This window comes from Pseudarthrobacter sp. BRE9 (assembly GCF_031844305.1).
Classification (GTDB): Bacteria; Actinomycetota; Actinomycetes; order Actinomycetales; family Micrococcaceae; genus Arthrobacter.
Window position 1 is genome coordinate 42,203 of sequence record NZ_JAUZUY010000014.1, and the last position, 16,253, is coordinate 58,455.

The following is a 16,253-nucleotide window of genomic DNA, read 5'->3' on the forward strand; positions in this document are numbered from 1 at the left end:
GAAGATCAGGAACATGCCATCAAGCCTAGCAGAGCGGATTTTGCACGGTTTCCCATTACGCTGCAAGGGGAACTACTCTGGCCAGTTATGGAGTCCGCACACTATTTCAGCACGTCCCCCGCCGGCCCCTTTACCCGTAAGCCGCTCACGGTGGAGCTGGCCGGCGAAACGCGCAGGCTCCAGACGTCCACGGGCATCTTCAGCCCGGACGGGATCGACAAGGGCACCGCGGTGCTCCTGGCCGAAGTTCCGGCGCCGCACCCCCAGGGCAACCTGCTGGACATCGGATGCGGCTGGGGGCCCATCGCGCTCACCATGGCACTTTTGGCGCCCGGGTCAAAGGTCTATGCGGTGGACGTCAACGAACGCTGTGTCGCCCTGACCAACGAAAACGCGGCCTCCCTGGGGCTGGCCAACGTCGTCGCCAGCACGCCCCGGGAGGTTGACGCCAACCTCCGTTTCGATACGATCTGGTCCAACCCGCCCATCAGGATCGGCAAGGAGGAACTGCACGCCCTGCTCACGCTGTGGCTTCCGCGCCTGGCGGACGGCGGGACAGCATGGCTGGTGGTGCAGAAGAACCTGGGCTCGGATTCCCTTCAGCGCTGGCTGGCCGCCGAACTGGACAGCTCCTTCAGCGTCACCCGTGAGTCAACGTCAAAGTCCTTCCGGATCCTGAAGGTTACGAAAGCGTCCCGCTCGCCACAATGACGGCGGGGCCGCTGAGCTCCACGTGCTCGTGGCCCGCGGGGCCGGCGAAGAACTTCACCCCCACCACTCCGCCGGGAACGTGGACACGCCAGGCATCGGGCGCTTCGGCGCCGGCCCAGTGCCGGATGGCCACGGCGGCAGCGCAGGCACCCGTTCCACAGGACTGGGTCTCCCCCACACCCCGCTCGTGGACCCGCATGGTGACAGAGCCCACGCCATCATGGACCAGCGGCTCCGCGGGGACCACGAACTCCACGTTGGTCCCGTTCGCCGGTACCGGATCGACCTTGGGTGCAGTGAAGAGCCGCGTGCCTTCGAGCTCGCTCAGTTCCGCGAGGGCCACCACCGTGTGCGGGTTGCCCATGCTCACGGAGAGTGCCGGACGGGGAACTTCCAGCCCATCGGCCGTCACAAGGGAATCCATGGCCTTGGCGCTTGCTTCCCCGGGGAAGATGAACTCCCAAGGACCCATGTCCACGGCATAACCGTTCCCGGTCCGGACCACGGTCTTCACCCCGCCGCGGGTGCCGATGGTGAGCGATCCGCCGTCGGGCAGGTCGATCAGGCCCTCGGAGCGCAGGAAGTGGACGAAAACCCTTACTCCGTTGCCGCACATTTCAGACAGTGAGCCGTCGGCATTGCGGTAATCCATGAACCATTCGGCGTCCGGGGCTTCGGTGAGCAGCTCCCGGCCCTCAGGCAGGACGCGGGACGGGACAGCCCTGATCAGGCCGTCAGCGCCGATCCCCCGGTGCCGGTCGCAGAGCGCGGCGGCTTGGTCCGCGCCGATAGTGTAGACCCCCTCGGGATCGGCCACCAGGACGAAGTCGTTGCCGGTGCCGTGCCCCTTGGAAAAGCGGAGCCCGCTCAGTGCGTCCAAGGCGGGCCCGTTGGTTTCTGCGGGGGTTGCATTCATGGTCCCAAGCGTAGCTGCGGAAGCCGCCGGGGCTGAAACCGCGGTGACGGGCCCGGCTCCTACACGCACAGCTCCGCCGCTTTGGCCGCGAGCTGCGGGTCCTGCCAGTCCAGCCAGGTGATGCGGGGATCGGCGCGGAACCACGTCAGCTGCCGGCGGGCGAACTGCCGGGTGGCCAGGATGGTTTCCTCCGCGGCGTCCGCAACGGTTGAGGTGCCGTCGATGACCCGAAGGAACTGTGAATAGCCGAGTGCGCGGGAGGCGGTCTTGCCGCGCCGCAGGCCCCGGGCATCGAGCAGCCGGACCTCCTCCAGCAGGCCGGATGCCACCATCCGGTGCACCCGTAACGCCAGCCGCTCCCGCAGGACCTCCCGGTCCACGCCGAGGCCCACCTGGACCGCCGGCTGGTAGTACTCCCGGCGGGGCATGAAGGAACTGAAGGGCCGTCCGGTGAGTTCATGGACCTCCAGGGCGCGGATAATCCGCCGGGCGTCGGAGACCCTGTCGGCGGAGGCGGGATCCACGGTCCTCAGCCTGTCCAGGAGCGCCGGGGTACCGAGCTGTGCGTGGTCCGCCTCCAGCCGCGCACGAAGTTCTGGGTCCGTCCCCGGGAACTCAAGGATGTCCAGGGCGGCCCGTACGTACAGCCCGGAGCCGCCCGCCAAGATAACCCGCTTGCCGCGGGCATGGATGTCGTCGATGACTTCGCGGGCCTGATGCTGGAAGTCGGAGACACTGGCTTCCTGGGTCACGTCCAGGATGTCCAGGAGGTGGTGCGGCACTCCCCTGCGCTCGGCCATCGTGATTTTGGCCGTGCCGATGTCCATGCCGCGGTAGAACTGCATGGCGTCAGCGTTGATGACCTCGCCGTCCAGTTCGAGGGCAAGGTTGACGGCGAGGTCGGATTTGCCGGAGCCGGTGGGACCGACGACGGCGATGACGGGCGGGGCAGCCACCTTCAGCGGGTGCGCAGCGGCAGCGAGGGCATGCCGAGGGAGACAGCCTTGGGTCCGCCGCCGGAGTCCGGGGCAGGCGCGCCGCAGGAGTCGGCCTGGGATCTGTCCCACGCGTCCCCTGCTCGTGAGCGGCGCAGGCTGTAGTCCCCGGGCGCGGGATCGGCCACCAGGTGGAACGCTGCGGCCTCGGTGATGGTGACCGTGACGAGGTCTCCGGGCCGGGGCGCCGGGGCTCCGTCCGGGACCGAGAAGTGCACCAGCCGCTGGTCCTGGGAGCGGCCGGACAACCGGTGGGTTTCCTCCGACTTGCGTCCGGACTGCGCGGTGACCATGACTTCCAGCCTGCGGCCGAGCTGCTTGCGGTTTTCCTCGGCGGCGATCCGGTCCTGGAGGGCGGTGAGACGTTCGAAGCGTTCCTGGACCACGGCCTTCGGCAGCTGGTCAGGCAGGTCGGCAGCGGGCGTGCCGGGGCGCTTTGAATACTGGAAAGTGAAGGCGGTGGCAAAGCGCGACTTTTCCACCACGTCCAGTGTCGCCTGGAAATCCTCTTCAGTTTCCCCCGGGAAACCGACAATGATGTCCGTGGAGATGGCGGCGTGCGGGATCTTGTCCCGCACCTTGTCCAGGATGCCCAGGAACTTGGTGGACCGGTAGGAACGCTTCATGGCGCGGAGGATACGGTCTGAACCGGACTGCAGCGGCATGTGAAGCTGCGGCATCACGTTGGGCGTCTCTGCCATGGCATCGATGACGTCATCGGTGAAGGCGGCCGGGTGCGGGCTGGTGAAGCGGACGCGTTCAAGGCCCTCGATTTCACCGCAGGCGCGAAGGAGCTTGGAGAAGGCCTGGCGGTCCCCGAATTCGACACCGTACGAGTTGACGTTCTGGCCAAGGAGCGTCACTTCGATGGCACCGTCGTCCACGAGCGCCTGGATTTCGGCGAGGATATCCCCGGGCCGGCGGTCTTTCTCCTTGCCGCGGAGTGCCGGCACGATGCAGAACGTGCAGGTGTTGTTGCAGCCGACCGAGATGGACACCCAGCCGGAGTAGACGGAGTCGCGCTTTGTGGGCAGCGTGGACGGGAAGACGTCAAGGGACTCGAGGATCTCCAGCTGCGCCTCATTGTTGTGCCGTGCCCGGTCCAGGAGCGCCGGCAGGGCACCGACGTTGTGGGTGCCGAAGACTGCGTCCACCCATGGTGCTTTCTTGAGGATGGTTTCGCGGTCCTTTTGGGCCAGGCACCCGCCCACGGCAATCTGCATGCCGGGGTTGGCTGCCTTCACGGGGGCCAGGATGCCGAGGTTGCCGTACAGCTTATTGTCGGCGTTTTCCCGCACGGCGCACGTGTTGAACACCACGACGTCAGCATGGTCGCCTTCTGCCGGTACATAGCCTGCATCCTCAAGCATGCCGGCCATGCGCTCCGAGTCGTGCACGTTCATCTGGCAACCGAACGTGCGGACCTGGTAGGTACGCGGGTGTGCGGCGCCGGACTGCGGGACTGCAACGGATTGCGGGGCAGCACCAGATTGCGGAACTGCACCAGAGTCAACGGACGCGGCAGTGCCGGAGTGGGGGGAGGGAATGGTCAAACTCACCAGTTAAGGGTACCGGCTCTGGAGCACGCCGCCGTCGGGATCCTGCCGGGAATCCAGGACGTCGTTGACGATCCTGAACGCCTGCGACGGCTGGTACCCCTTCCTGGCCAGCATGGAGGCCAGCCGCCGGACGGCTTTGTCCCGTTCCCCCGGCTCGGACATGTCCGTCCCGGGCCGGAGCTTGCGCTCCACCAGCGTGCGCGCTGCGGCTTCCTCGTCGGCGTCGGTCAGTTGTTCCAGGGCAGAAGCCGCCGTTTCCTGGTCGATGCCCTTCTCCGCGAGTTCGCGCCGGAGCGCGCCCTTGGCAAGCTTGCGGGTCTGGGCGCGGCTCCTGACCCACATATCCGCGAACTCGGCGTCATTGATCAGGCGGACCTCCTGGAACTTGTCCAGCACCGCCTCGGCCACGTGTTCCGGGATGTTCCGCTCCGCCAGTTTCCGGGCAAGCTGCAGCCTGCTCTTGGGAGCTGCCGTGAGTTGCCGGTACACAATCGCCTGCGCGACGGTAAAGGGATCCGGTTCGGCGTCAGCAGTCTCCGGATCCTCTGGAACGGCGAAGCCGTCCGGCGGCCCCGAAGAGGGGCTGCCGGAGCGCGCCCGCCGTGAACGTGGTCCGGTCAACGGCTAGAACCCGTCGACGGCTTTCAGCTTTGGCGCGTCCTTGGACTCGTCCTCGGCAGGCTTGACCCCGACACCGAGCTTCTCCTTGATCAGGCGCTCCAGTTCCGCAGCGAGCTCGGGGTTGTCGCGCAGGAAACGGCGCGAGTTCTCCATGCCCTGGCCCAACTGGTCACCGTCGTACGTGAACCAGGAGCCGGACTTCTTGATAATGCCGTGCTCCACGCCCATGTCGATGATGCCGCCTTCGCGGGAGATGCCCTGGCCGTAGATGATGTCGAACTCGGCGACCTTGAAGGGCGGGGCCATCTTGTTCTTGACGATCTTGGCCTTGGTCCGGTTGCCGACGGAGTCCGCGCCCTCCTTGAGGGTCTGGATCCGCCGGACGTCGATGCGGACCGACGCATAGAACTTCAGGGCCTTACCACCGGTGGTGGTTTCGGGGGAACCGAAGAAGACACCGATCTTTTCACGGAGCTGGTTGATGAAGATGGCGGTGGTCTTGGTCTGGCTCAGGCGGCCGGTGATTTTACGCAGGGCCTGGCTCATGAGCCGTGCCTGGAGGCCGACGTGGCTGTCGCCCATGTCGCCTTCGATTTCAGCGCGCGGAACCAGGGCGGCAACGGAGTCGATGACGATGACATCCAGCGAGCCGGAGCCGACCAGCATGTCCATGATCTCGAGCGCCTGCTCACCGGTATCCGGCTGCGAAACGAGGAGGGCGTCCGTGTCGACGCCCAGCTTGGCGGCGTAGTCGGGGTCCAGGGCGTGTTCGGCGTCGATGAAGGCTGCGATCCCACCGGCCCGCTGGGCACTCGCCACGGCGTGCAGGGCAACGGTGGTCTTACCAGAGGATTCAGGACCATAGATTTCGATGACGCGGCCACGCGGGAGCCCGCCAATGCCCAGGGCGACGTCCAGGGCGATGGAGCCGGTGGGGATGACTTCGATCGGGGCACGGACTTCGTCGCCCAGGCGCATGACCGAGCCCTTGCCGAACTGCTTGTCAATCTGGGCAAGCGCTGCTTCCAGCGCTTTTGCACGATCCGGGGCTGCCGCCATGGTTGACACCTCTAATGCTTTCTCGATGGTGGCCTTCGCGGCCGTTTTATTGGTCATCTCTGACGCTAGTGGGGCCCACTGACATTCCGGCCTGAGGACAGCGGCTATGTGGATAAGCCCAATAGAAAAAGCATAGCGTTATCCGAACAGGTATTCGAAGAGTGCCGATTGTCCGGCGTGTCAGAGGCTCTAGTCGCGGCGCGGGGCGATGTCCCGGCCCAGCCGCCGTTCTGCCGGCACATCCTGGACATCGCAGACTGCCAGCCATACCTTGCGCGGCTCAACCCCTGCAGCCAGGGCCTGGTCGGCGGTGCGGCCGCCCACACTGGCGAGGACCAGGGTACTGCTCAGCACGCGGGAGTACCCCGCGCCGAACTCGTCATCCATCAGACGCCAGTACTCGCTGATTCGCATCGGTAAATCCTCTCATGATTGCGGACCCTAGAATTGTTGCCATGAGCAACTCCCCGGATCTCCCGCCGCAGCAGGACGCAGGCGATGATGCCGCCGACACCGCGCTGCAGAACGTCGAACACCAGATCAGCCTCTTTTGGCGGCGGGCCAGGGCCATCTCCAACCAGCTCTCCCGTGAAGTCCACCCCGACATGGAGCCAGCCGCTTACGGACTGTTGACGGTTATCCGCCGGGAAGGGCCCATCCGCCTGACCGACCTTGCCATGAACATTGGGGTGGGAAAACCCTCGGTCAGCCGGCAGATTGCCTTCCTGGAAAGCCTGGGACTGGTGTCCAAGGAAGCGGATCCCCTGGACCGCCGGGCGCAGTCCATCCGGCTGACGCCCAAGGGCGAAGAAAAAATGCACCAGGTCCAGGACGCCAGGCGCCAGGTCTTCCAGGAACGGCTGCGTGAGTGGCCGGTCCAGGACCTGCAGGAACTGGCGCGCTACATGGCCAAGCTGAACTCCACCTACGAGCGTGACGGGTTCCCGAGGGAAGGTACGGGCGGATCCGCGGCAGAGGAGGAATAGCCGGCAGGAGCAACCAGCAGCCGGCAACTGCGCGCACACGCAGGAAGCCCCCGGCCATGGCCGGGGGCTTCCTGCATTCCTAAGGCCCACCTGCGGTGGGACCGCCCTTACCGGGCGCCGGAGAGAAGGCCTGTGGAGAGTTCGTCGTTCAGTTCATTGTTGAGGTCGCGCTCCAGGTCACGGCCGTAACGCTGGGAGAATTCCTGCGGAACGGTGTCCGGAACCGCGACGCCTTCGGCTACTGCCACGCGGTCGCTGACCTCACGGAGCATGGTTGACAACGGAACATCCAGTGCCGAGCAGATTGACGACAGGAGCTCTGACGAGGCTTCCTTCTGGCCGCGCTCCACTTCGCTGAGGTATCCCAGGGAGACGCGGGCGCTGTGCGAAACTTCACGGAGCGTGCGTCCCTGACGCTGGCGGACATCGCGCAGCACATCACCGATTTCGTGACGAAGTACTACCATCTTGCGCTCCTTCTGTTCGCTCTTAGCCTGTTCGGCGAGGCCCACATCCTTCCAGCGGACAACGCCGTTTACGGATACGGGCTGCTTTACCATCTGTATCGCCTTGCTCCCTCATAGGTCAGGTCCGCCGTGGCGAACCGTCTTGGTCATTTCATCCTAGGCGCCTCCGCTATCCGGAAGCGACACAATGTAATAACTAATCAGTACCGGCTTTTGTTCCCGTCAACTTTACGCGCGGTAACTTGGGGCCGCCAGGCATCAGGCGGACAAGGCCTCAAGGAGTCGTTCCAGGGCCGCCGCGCAGGCAGCAGCGCGGATGTCTGGCCTGCTGCCGGTAAAGGAGTATTCGAAAGCTGCGGATCCCGCCGCAGTGGCAACTCCAATGTAGACCCGCCCCACGGGCTTGCCGTCATGGGCATCAGGACCTGCCACCCCGGTGGTGGAGATTCCGACGTCGGCGCCCAGGACCGTGCGTGCCCCGGCTGCCATGGCACATGCGACGTCCGGGTCCACGGAGCCGGCTCGGGCCAGGAGTCCGGCGGGAACGTGCAGCAGCGCATCCTTCACGGAGTTCTGGTAGGCCACCACCCCGCCCTGCAGCATGCCCGACGCGCCGGGCGTGTCGGCCAGGATCGCTGAAACCATCCCTGCCGTCAACGATTCTGCGGTGGCAACGGTGTGGCCGCCCTCGATCGCTTTCCTGACGGCCTCGCCGGCCAACAGATGAAGGTTGCTCATGCCTGTTCCCGGCCTTCGACGGTCCCCTGCCGCTTGCCCTTCGCGCGAAGGCGCAGGGCTTCGACCACATATTCGACGCCGGTCCAGAGCGTAATCGCCACCGCGGCCATCATGACGGCAAACGCAACCCACGCCATCCACGGCGCGAACGCCCCGAACGGCAGGAGGTAGAGGAAGATCGCCGCGGTCTGTACCACGGTCTTGAGCTTGCCGCCGCGCGAGGCGGGAATGACCCCATAGCGGATCACGAAGAATCGCAGGGCAGTGATGCCCCACTCCCGGACCAGGATCACCAGGGTTGCCCACCACGGGAGTTCGCCCAGCAAGGAGAGCATCACCAGGGCGGAGCCAATAAGGAGCTTGTCTGCGATGGGGTCGGCGATCTTGCCGAAGTCCGTGACGAGGTTCCGGCTCCTGGCGATGTCGCCATCGAGCTTGTCCGTGTAGATGGCGACGGCGAACGCCGCCACTGCTGCCCAGCGCCATGGTCCGGAGAGGCTGTGCAGTCCGGGCGCGTCCACCACGAGGAACCACACGAAAAACGGGACCAGCGCGATGCGGATCATGGTCAGGACATTGGGAAGGTTCCAGACCCCGGAACGGCCCTGGCCGCCGGCGGTTGCATCGGTGCTAGTCACGTTCCTAGGCTACCGGCCTAGCGCCCGGTGAGGGACCACGCGTCTTCGGAGCCGTCGTCATCATCGCCGTACCCGCCGGGAGCCGAATCCGAGCCGTCGTAATATTCGACGTTCTGCTTGCGTTGGTCCAGGTCGGCGGCCACCAGGTCCTCGGCGTAGCCGCCTTGGGCGATGTTGGCGTTGGCATTGTCGCTGAGCGCGGCTGTCTGGGAATCGGCGGCGGCCGGCGCCTCCTGGCCCTTCATGGCGGCGAGGACGGCGGCGAGGTCGTCCGGCTTGACCAGCACATCGCGGGCCTTGGAGCCCTCGGAGGGTCCCACCACACCGCGGGATTCGAGCAGGTCCATGAGCCGGCCGGCCTTGGCGAAGCCGACGCGCAGCTTGCGCTGCAGCATGGACGTGGAGCCGAACTGCGTGGTGACCACCAGTTCGGTGGCCTGCAGCAGCACCTCGAGGTCGTCCCCGATGTCGTCGTCGATCTGCTTCTTGGGCGCCTCCGCCGCGACGTCGTCGCGGTAGCTGGCCTGGAGCTGTCCCTTGACGTGCTCCACTACCTTGTGGATTTCGGACTCCGTGACCCAGGCGCCCTGGACGCGCATTGCCTTCGAAGCACCCATGGGCAGGAAGAGCGCGTCACCCTGGCCAATGAGCTTTTCGGCACCGGGCTGGTCCAGGACCACGCGGGAGTCCGTGACGGAGGAGGTGGCAAACGCCATGCGCGAGGGCACGTTGGCCTTGATCAGGCCGGTGACAACATCCACAGAGGGGCGCTGGGTGGCGAGCACCAGGTGGATACCGGCGGCGCGGGCCAGCTGGGTGATGCGGACGATGGAGTCTTCGACGTCGCGCGGCGCCACCATCATGAGGTCCGCGAGTTCGTCCACGATCACCAGCAGGTAGGGGTAAGGGCGGATGACCCGTTTGGAATCCACCGGCGGCTGGACCTTGCCGGCGCGGACGGCCTTGTTGAAGTCGTCGATGTGCTTGAAGCCGTAGTTGGCGAGGTCGTCATAGCGCGCATCCATCTCGCGGACCACCCACTGCAGCGCTTCTGCGGCTTTCTTGGGGTTGGTGATGATGGGCGTGATGAGGTGCGGGACGCCTTCATAGGCGGTGAGTTCCACGCGCTTCGGGTCCACCATCACCATGCGCACCTCGTCCGGGGTGGCGCGCATCAGGATGGAGGTGATCATGGAGTTCACGAACGACGACTTACCGGCACCGGTGGCGCCGGCCACCAAAAGGTGGGGCATCTTGGCCAGGTTGGCCACCACGTAGCCGCCCTCCACGTCCTTGCCCACGCCCATCACCATCGGGTGGTCGGTACGGCGGGCGTTCTGGCTGCGCAGAACGTCGCCCAGGGACACCGTCTCGCGGTCCGTGTTGGGAATCTCGATGCCGATGGCGGACTTGCCCGGAATGGGGCTCAGGATGCGGACGTCGCTGGACGCTACGGCGTAGGAGATGTTCTTGGACAGGGCAGTAACCCGTTCCACCTTGGTGCCAGGGGCAAGTTCGATCTCGTACCGGGTCACGGTGGGACCACGGCTGAAGCCCGTGACGGTGGCATCGACGTTGAACTGCTGCAGGGTGTCCGTCAGGGCGGCGACGACGGCGTCATTGGCTTCGGTGCGCTCCTTCGGGATGGAGCCGGGCGTCAGGTAGTCCGAGGCAGGGAGGGTGTAGGTGACGTCGCCGGCGAGCGAGAGCTGCTCCGTCCGCTGCGGGATGGGAACGGGCGGCGGCGCGGGGGCCACAGGATTCGAAGGCACGGTGGGCGCAGCGGGCGCAGCGGGCGCAGCGGGCGCAGCGGGCGCAGCGCCGGCCTTGCCGGGAGCGGCGGCACCGGGGATGACCAGAGGGATGGCCTCGGTGGCGTTTTCCGCCGGAGGAGCCTGGGCGCCGGCACCCAGCCCCTGGGCTGCCTTGATCTTTTCGACGGCGATCTCCGCCTGGGTGGGGCGCCGCACTCCCGGCGCGGGCCGCGCCGGTTCGCGCTCGTCGTCGTCAATGACGGCGTGCTCGAAGGCCTCGTCCCCGACGTAGCCCTCAAGGCCGTCGTCGGGCTCCTGGTCCTTGCCGAACAGCTTGCGCTTCTTCTTCTTGGGCGCGGCCGCTGCCGTCCGTTCGAGGTAGCTGCGGTCGTGGGTGTCCCCGGGGTTTTCCTGGTCCATCAGGTCGATGCCCATGAGGTGTTCATAGGCGCCACGGATGCGGCGCGGGATGGCCGTGAACGGGGTGGCGGTGATGATCAGCAATGACACAAAGGCCAGCAGGGCGTAGAGGACCACGGGCACGGCGGGATGGATGGCGGCCAGCGGCGTGGCCGCCAGGAAGCCGAGCATGCCGCCTGCTTTGCGGAGGCCGTCGAAGCCGTCGGCAACGGTGGGATGGCCGCCAAGGATGTGCGCCAGGCCGCACCCGGCGAACGTCATGATCAGGAAGCCGATGCCCACCCGGTTGTTGCCCCGGCCGTCTGAGGGCTCGCGGAACAATCGGAAGGCGCAGACGAAAAGCATGAGCGGGAGCAGCAGGGAGATCCAGCCGAAGGTGCCGTTCACCACGGCGTAGACGGCGTCCGGGAACCAACCCGTCAGGCCCCACCATGCGAAGGTGGCGATGAAGACGCCCAGGGCCAGGTTGAACAGGGCGGCACCGTCGCGGCGTTCCTCGCCGGGAATGTCGCTGACGTCGTGGCCGATGCGGCGCACTCCCCCGCCTACCAGGTGGCCCACTCCCAGCCACGCTCCGCCCACCACGCGCAGCAGCCAGGGCTGGTGGTGTTCGACGGCGGGAAGCTGGCGGGTGCGTGACGTGCTGGATGAGCCGCCGCGCCCTGTCCTGTTGGCGGTGGAGCCGGTTCCGCGGCCAGTGGAGCTGCCCGCTTTGCTGCCGGAGCTCCCCCTGCCGGTACCTTTGGGCGCGGAAGTAGTACGTGTGGCCATACTGCCACGGTACCGGAAGCATGCTGTGATTCCGGGGATATCGGGGCTGCCGGCCACCCCGCCGAGACGCACCGAAGGACTGTCCGGACGCACGGAAGGGCCCGGTCCTCGAAGAACCGGGCCCATCCGGGTATGCACCAATGCGGTGCAGCCTGATGTCAGGCCTCGAGCACCACGGGAATGATCATGGGCTTGCGTCGCAGCTTGCGGTTGACCCAGGTGCCCACGACGCGGCGCACCACCTGCTGGAGCTGGTGGCTGGTGTGGTCGGCGTGGTTCTGGACCGCTTCCTCCAGGGCGGCGTTGATCTTGGGGATGATGTCATCGAAGACCGAGTCATCCTCCGCAACGCCGCGGGCGTGGATCTCCGGCCCGGACACCACCTTGCCGGTGGCGCGGTGGACAACGGTGATGATGGAGATGAAGCCCTCGTCACCCAGGATGCGGCGGTCCTTGAGGTCCGCATCGGTGATCTCGCCCACGCTGGAGCCGTCCACGTAGACGAAGCCCACCTCCACCTGGCCCACAATGTCTGCCTGGTGGTCGCGGAGGTCGATGACGGTGCCGTTGTCCGCGAGGATGACGCTGGCCTCCGGCACGCCGGACTCGACGGCGATCTTCCCGTTGGCGATCAGGTGCCGGGTTTCGCCGTGCACGGGCATGGCGTTCAGCGGCTCAAGGATGTTGTAGCAGTAGAGAAGCTCACCGGCCGCGGCGTGGCCCGATACGTGGACCTTGGCGTTGCCCTTGTGGATCACGTCGGCACCGAGCTTCAGGAGGCCGTTGATGATCCGGAACACCGCGTTTTCGTTACCCGGGATGAGGCTGGAGGCCAGGATGACGGTGTCGCCGTCACCCACCACCACCCGGTGGTCGCCGTTGGCCATCCGGGACAGGGCCGCCATGGGCTCGCCCTGCGATCCGGTGGACATGAGCACCACGCGGTTGTCCGGAAGGTTGTCGATGTTCTTGATGTCCACGATCAGTCCGGCCGGGACGTCCAGGTAGCCCAGTTTTTCGGCGATGGCCATGTTGCGGACCATGGAGCGGCCCACGAAGGCCACCTTGCGGTTGTGCTTGGCCGCGGCGTCCAGGACCTGCTGCACGCGGTGGACGTGGGAGGAGAAGGAGGCGACAATGATGCGCTTGCTGGCCTGGCCGAACAGCCGCTCCAGCGTGGGGCCGATTTCCTTCTCGGCGGTGGTGAATCCGGGGACATCGGCGTTGGTGGAGTCGGACATGAAGAGGTCCACGCCCTCTTCACCCAGCTTGGCGAAGTGCCGGAGGTCGGTGATGCGTCCGTCCAGCGGCAGCTGGTCCATCTTGAAGTCGCCGGTGTGCAGGACCGTGCCGCCCGCGGTGCGGATGAACACGGCAAGGGCATCCGGAATGGAGTGGTTCACGGCCACGAACTCGCATTCGAAGGGCCCGAACTTCTCCACCTGGCCCTCTTCCACGGTCAGCGTGTAGGGCCGGATGCGGTGTTCCTGCAGCTTCGCCTCGATCAGGGCGAGGGTCAACTGCGATCCCACCAGGGGGATGTCGTTGCGCAGGCGCAGCAGGTACGGCACGGCGCCGATGTGGTCCTCGTGTCCGTGCGTGAGGATGACGGCCACGACGTCGTCCAGCCGGTCCTCGATGTACGAGAAATCGGGCAGGATCAGGTCAACACCCGGCTGGGTTTCCTCGGGAAAGAGGACGCCGCAGTCCACGATCAGCAGCTTGCCGTCGATTTCGAACACGGCCATGTTCCGGCCGATCTCCCCGAGCCCGCCAAGCGGAACGATCCGGAGCGTGCCCTGGGGCAGACGCGGAGGGGTGACAAGGCCGGTAAGGGCAGTTTGGGTCATAGTGCACTACTTTCCAGGCGGAAGGGTGCCGGTCTTAGCCTCAGGAGAAGACCAGCCCCGCTTCCGCCAAATCCCCGCGGATGGTTTCGATCTCGGTTTCGTCCGGCTCCACGAGGGGCAAACGGACAATCGAGTTGGGCAGGACTCCCTGCCATTTAAGAATCTGTTTGGCCGCCACGGCCCCTTGGACACGGGTCATGGTTGCGCGGACCACGGGCTGCAGTTCGAAGTTGATCTTGCGTGCGGTGCCCAGGTCATTGGCGTTGACGGCGTCGATGAGTTCGCGGAAGCGGCGGGTGGCTACGTGGGTGGTAACGCCCACCAGTCCGACGGCGCCCAGCGCCATCCAGGGAAGGGTCAGTCCGTCATCGCCCGAGTAGAACAGGAGGTCCGTCTCAGCCATCACGCGGGTGGCCGCGACAAAGTCGGCCTTGGCGTCCTTGACGGCCACGATGTTGGGGTGCTGCGCCAGGCGGATCATGGTGTCGGGCTCGATCGCGATGGAGGACCGGCCGGGAATGTCGTACAGCATGACGGGGACGTCCACGGCCGAGGCGATGGTCTCGAAGTGGGCGCGGACACCGGCCTGGCTGGGCTTGTTGTAGTAAGGGGTCACCAGGAGGAGTCCGTCGACGCCGAGGGCAGCAGCCTGCTGGGAAAGGTGGACCGAGTGCGCGGTGTCGTTGGTGCCGGTACCGGCAATGATGGCTGCGCGGCCGCCCACGGCCTCCTTCACGGCGCGGAACATGCCGAGGTTCTCTTCGTCCGTCAGCGTGGAGGTCTCACCCGTGGTGCCGGTGACCACCAGGCCGTCGCAGCCGTCGTCGACCAGTTTGCTGGCCAGCGCTGCCGCCTGGTCGTAATCCACTGCGCCGTCTTTGGTGAACGGCGTGACCATGGCGGTCAGGAGGGTACCGAGGGCAGGGATGTGCGCGGAAGAGTCAGCCATGGAAAAAACGTTACCCTGTCCCCGGCTGGTTAGGACAATGCCACGGGCGTGACAAGCGTCAAATACGGTTTCGCCCGGACTGCGGCGCGTCTGCTCCGGCATGGCAATAGCGCCCGACGGCGGCCTGCCGGAGATCCTCCGCCCAGGAGGCGAGCCGTTGCGCCGCCCGAACGTAGTGGAACAGCTCCGTTGGCGTCAGGGCATCAATGTCCGTTTCCGCCAGCCGGCGCGCGAGTTCCGCCCCCTCCGGCTGGGCGGCCAGGCTGATGCCTTCCCGTTCCCAGTAGACATCCTCGGCCGGACGCCCGGAGACAAGCTGGCGGAACAGGTAGTCCACTACTCCGGGGCTCATGGCCTTCAACAGCCCACCTCCCCCGCCGGGACCGCCGGGCGTCGAGGGGGCAGCAGCAGCTTCTGATGGTGGCATCTCCATGGCAGCCATGTTATTCGAACATATATTCGAATACAAGGTCCTGCTTTGCCTGCGCCATTTCCTGTGACAGCAATCCTTTGGGAGCATATGAGACGATCTGGTCATGACGTCCCGTACCCCGGCCACCCGGTCCCGGAAGACCGCAAGCCGTCAACAACCGGGACGCCTTCGGGCGGTCGATGCAGCCCGGGGCCTGGCATTACTGGGCATGATGGCCACCCACCTGCTGCCCACCTTCGAATCGAACGCGAACCTCACGCCAACCTGGATCGGCCTCACGTTCTCGGGGCGGGCGGCCGCCCTCTTCGCAGTACTGGCGGGTGTAGGACTTGCCCTGTCCACGGGAAAGAACAAGCCGTTCGAGGGCGCCGACCTCTCCGCAGCCCGCCGCGGCGTGGCGCTCCGCGCCCTGGTGATTGCCGCCGTCGGACTGACCCTGGGCGGCCTGGAAGTGAACGTGGCCATCATCCTGGTCCACTACGCCGTGCTGTTCCTGTGTGTCCTTCCCTTCCTGGGACTGGGCGTGAAACGGCTGTGCGCATGGGCTGCCGGGTGGATCCTGGCGTCGCCGGTGCTGGCCTACCTTCTGCGGCCCTGGCTCCTTGCCCCGGAGCCGCCCCTGAGGCTGGGCCACAACCCGGGCTGGGAGGACCTCGGAACACCATCCCGGCTGCTCGCTGATCTGTTCCTCACGGGCTATTACCCCGTGCTGCAATGGCTGTCCTACCTGCTGGTGGGGATGGCCATTGGCCGCCTGGTCCTGACCAAAGCGCTGGTTCCCGTGCTGCTGCTGGTGGGTGGAACCGTGGTGGCCGTGGCGGCCAAAACGTTGGGTGTCGCAGCCATGGAGGACTGGGGCGGCCGGGCGGCGCTGGAGAAAGTCCTGAATTCACCTGGATACCCGCTGGGCAGCGTGCTCCAGGTGAACCTGGCCGGACTGCCCCAGGAGGGTTCGTGGTGGTGGTTGGCCTCCGCCGCACCGCATTCCGGCACCACGCTTGACCTGCTGCACACCTCGGCCGTTGCCGCAGCCGTCATCGGCGCCTGCCTGCTCCTGGAGCGCCTTGCCGAATGGGTGGACCTGGACCTGCTGCTGCCACTGCGCGGGCCGGGCGCCATGACGCTGACCCTTTACACCGTCCATGTCTGGGTAGTGTCCAGCTTCTACCTCAAACCCCTCCCGGGGGGCTGGACCGAGGACGGAATGTACTTTGCGCATGCCGCGCTAGCCATTGTTGTGGGCATCGTGTTTGCGCGGCTGTTGTGGCGCGGCCCCCTGGAATGGGTGGGCCACGCCGCGAGCCTTGTGGGTCGTGGCGGCTTCAAGGCGCTGGCCTGAAGCGCGAGGCCGGGTGCAGCCGCCGCTCAGCACCGCTGGTGGGGTAA

Annotated in this window: 16 protein-coding genes; 3 read left to right on the top strand and 13 right to left on the bottom strand. The window is 66.2% G+C overall.

Features of this window, described 5'->3' with window-relative positions; genetic code table 11:
- The first annotated feature begins 87 nt into the window (after positions 1-87).
- Complete coding sequence (locus Q9R31_RS19615; RefSeq protein WP_311264379.1) at positions 88-711, top strand: methyltransferase; 624 nt, start codon at positions 88-90, stop codon at positions 709-711.
- Here Q9R31_RS19615 and dapF read toward each other — a convergent pair.
- The 6 genes from dapF to Q9R31_RS19645 all read right to left on the bottom strand — a co-directional run bounded on the left by dapF (position 683) and on the right by Q9R31_RS19645 (position 6,275).
- Positions 683-1,627: a diaminopimelate epimerase gene (gene dapF, locus Q9R31_RS19620; RefSeq protein WP_311264380.1), complete on the bottom strand. Its 945-nt coding sequence runs from the start codon at positions 1,625-1,627 to the stop codon at positions 683-685. The genes Q9R31_RS19615 and dapF overlap by 29 nt on opposite strands.
- A 59-nt stretch (positions 1,628-1,686) precedes the next feature.
- The gene (miaA, locus tag Q9R31_RS19625; protein ID WP_311264381.1) at positions 1,687-2,583 is read right to left on the bottom strand and encodes a tRNA (adenosine(37)-N6)-dimethylallyltransferase MiaA; all 897 of its coding nucleotides are present in this window, start codon (positions 2,581-2,583) and stop codon (positions 1,687-1,689) included.
- 2 nt (positions 2,584-2,585) lie between these two features.
- Positions 2,586-4,181, bottom strand: coding sequence for a tRNA (N6-isopentenyl adenosine(37)-C2)-methylthiotransferase MiaB (miaB, locus tag Q9R31_RS19630; RefSeq protein WP_311264382.1), 1,596 nt, complete (start codon positions 4,179-4,181; stop codon positions 2,586-2,588).
- Between the two features lie 3 nt (positions 4,182-4,184).
- A complete protein-coding gene (locus Q9R31_RS19635) occupies positions 4,185-4,673 on the bottom strand; it encodes a regulatory protein RecX (RefSeq protein ID WP_311264405.1) in 489 nt (162 codons plus the stop codon).
- A gap of 132 nt (positions 4,674-4,805) precedes the next feature.
- Positions 4,806-5,861, bottom strand: a complete 1,056-nt coding sequence (gene recA / locus Q9R31_RS19640) for a recombinase RecA (protein ID WP_141161628.1) — start codon at positions 5,859-5,861, stop codon at positions 4,806-4,808.
- Positions 5,862-6,050: 189 nt separating this feature from the next.
- Positions 6,051-6,275 carry a DUF3046 domain-containing protein gene (locus tag Q9R31_RS19645; protein ID WP_311264383.1) on the bottom strand — a complete coding sequence of 75 codons (225 nt, stop codon included), beginning with the start codon at positions 6,273-6,275 and terminating at the stop codon, positions 6,051-6,053.
- A 41-nt stretch (positions 6,276-6,316) separates the two neighbouring features.
- On the opposite strand from Q9R31_RS19645, the gene Q9R31_RS19650 reads away from it, so the two are divergent.
- Positions 6,317-6,847, top strand: a complete 531-nt coding sequence (locus tag Q9R31_RS19650) for a MarR family transcriptional regulator (RefSeq protein ID WP_311264384.1) — start codon at positions 6,317-6,319, stop codon at positions 6,845-6,847.
- 107 nt (positions 6,848-6,954) lie between these two features.
- On the opposite strand, the gene Q9R31_RS19655 is transcribed toward Q9R31_RS19650, so the two are convergent.
- The 7 genes from Q9R31_RS19655 to Q9R31_RS19685 all read right to left on the bottom strand — a co-directional run bounded on the left by Q9R31_RS19655 (position 6,955) and on the right by Q9R31_RS19685 (position 14,867).
- Positions 6,955-7,407 carry a helix-turn-helix transcriptional regulator gene (locus Q9R31_RS19655; protein ID WP_311264385.1) on the bottom strand — a complete coding sequence of 151 codons (453 nt, stop codon included), beginning with the start codon at positions 7,405-7,407 and terminating at the stop codon, positions 6,955-6,957.
- A gap of 165 nt (positions 7,408-7,572) precedes the next feature.
- The gene (locus Q9R31_RS19660; protein WP_311264386.1) at positions 7,573-8,052 is read right to left on the bottom strand and encodes a CinA family protein; all 480 of its coding nucleotides are present in this window, start codon (positions 8,050-8,052) and stop codon (positions 7,573-7,575) included.
- Positions 8,049-8,690, bottom strand: a complete 642-nt coding sequence (pgsA, locus tag Q9R31_RS19665; RefSeq protein ID WP_311264387.1) for a CDP-diacylglycerol--glycerol-3-phosphate 3-phosphatidyltransferase — start codon at positions 8,688-8,690, stop codon at positions 8,049-8,051. Before pgsA ends, Q9R31_RS19660 begins: the two co-directional genes overlap by 4 nt.
- Positions 8,691-8,707: 17 nt before the next feature.
- Positions 8,708-11,635 (bottom strand): DNA translocase FtsK, encoded by a 2,928-nt coding sequence (locus Q9R31_RS19670; protein WP_311264388.1) that lies wholly within the window; start codon positions 11,633-11,635, stop codon positions 8,708-8,710.
- Between the two features lie 158 nt (positions 11,636-11,793).
- Positions 11,794-13,485, bottom strand: a complete 1,692-nt coding sequence (locus Q9R31_RS19675; RefSeq protein WP_311264389.1) for a ribonuclease J — start codon at positions 13,483-13,485, stop codon at positions 11,794-11,796.
- A 40-nt stretch (positions 13,486-13,525) separates the two neighbouring features.
- The gene (gene dapA, locus Q9R31_RS19680) at positions 13,526-14,434 is read right to left on the bottom strand and encodes a 4-hydroxy-tetrahydrodipicolinate synthase (protein ID WP_311264390.1); all 909 of its coding nucleotides are present in this window, start codon (positions 14,432-14,434) and stop codon (positions 13,526-13,528) included.
- A 58-nt stretch (positions 14,435-14,492) separates the two neighbouring features.
- Positions 14,493-14,867: a hypothetical protein gene (locus Q9R31_RS19685; RefSeq protein WP_311264391.1), complete on the bottom strand. Its 375-nt coding sequence runs from the start codon at positions 14,865-14,867 to the stop codon at positions 14,493-14,495.
- A gap of 103 nt (positions 14,868-14,970) precedes the next feature.
- On the opposite strand from Q9R31_RS19685, the gene Q9R31_RS19690 reads away from it, so the two are divergent.
- Positions 14,971-16,206, top strand: coding sequence for a heparan-alpha-glucosaminide N-acetyltransferase domain-containing protein (locus Q9R31_RS19690; protein WP_311264392.1), 1,236 nt, complete (start codon positions 14,971-14,973; stop codon positions 16,204-16,206).
- Positions 16,207-16,253: the final 47 nt, after the last annotated feature.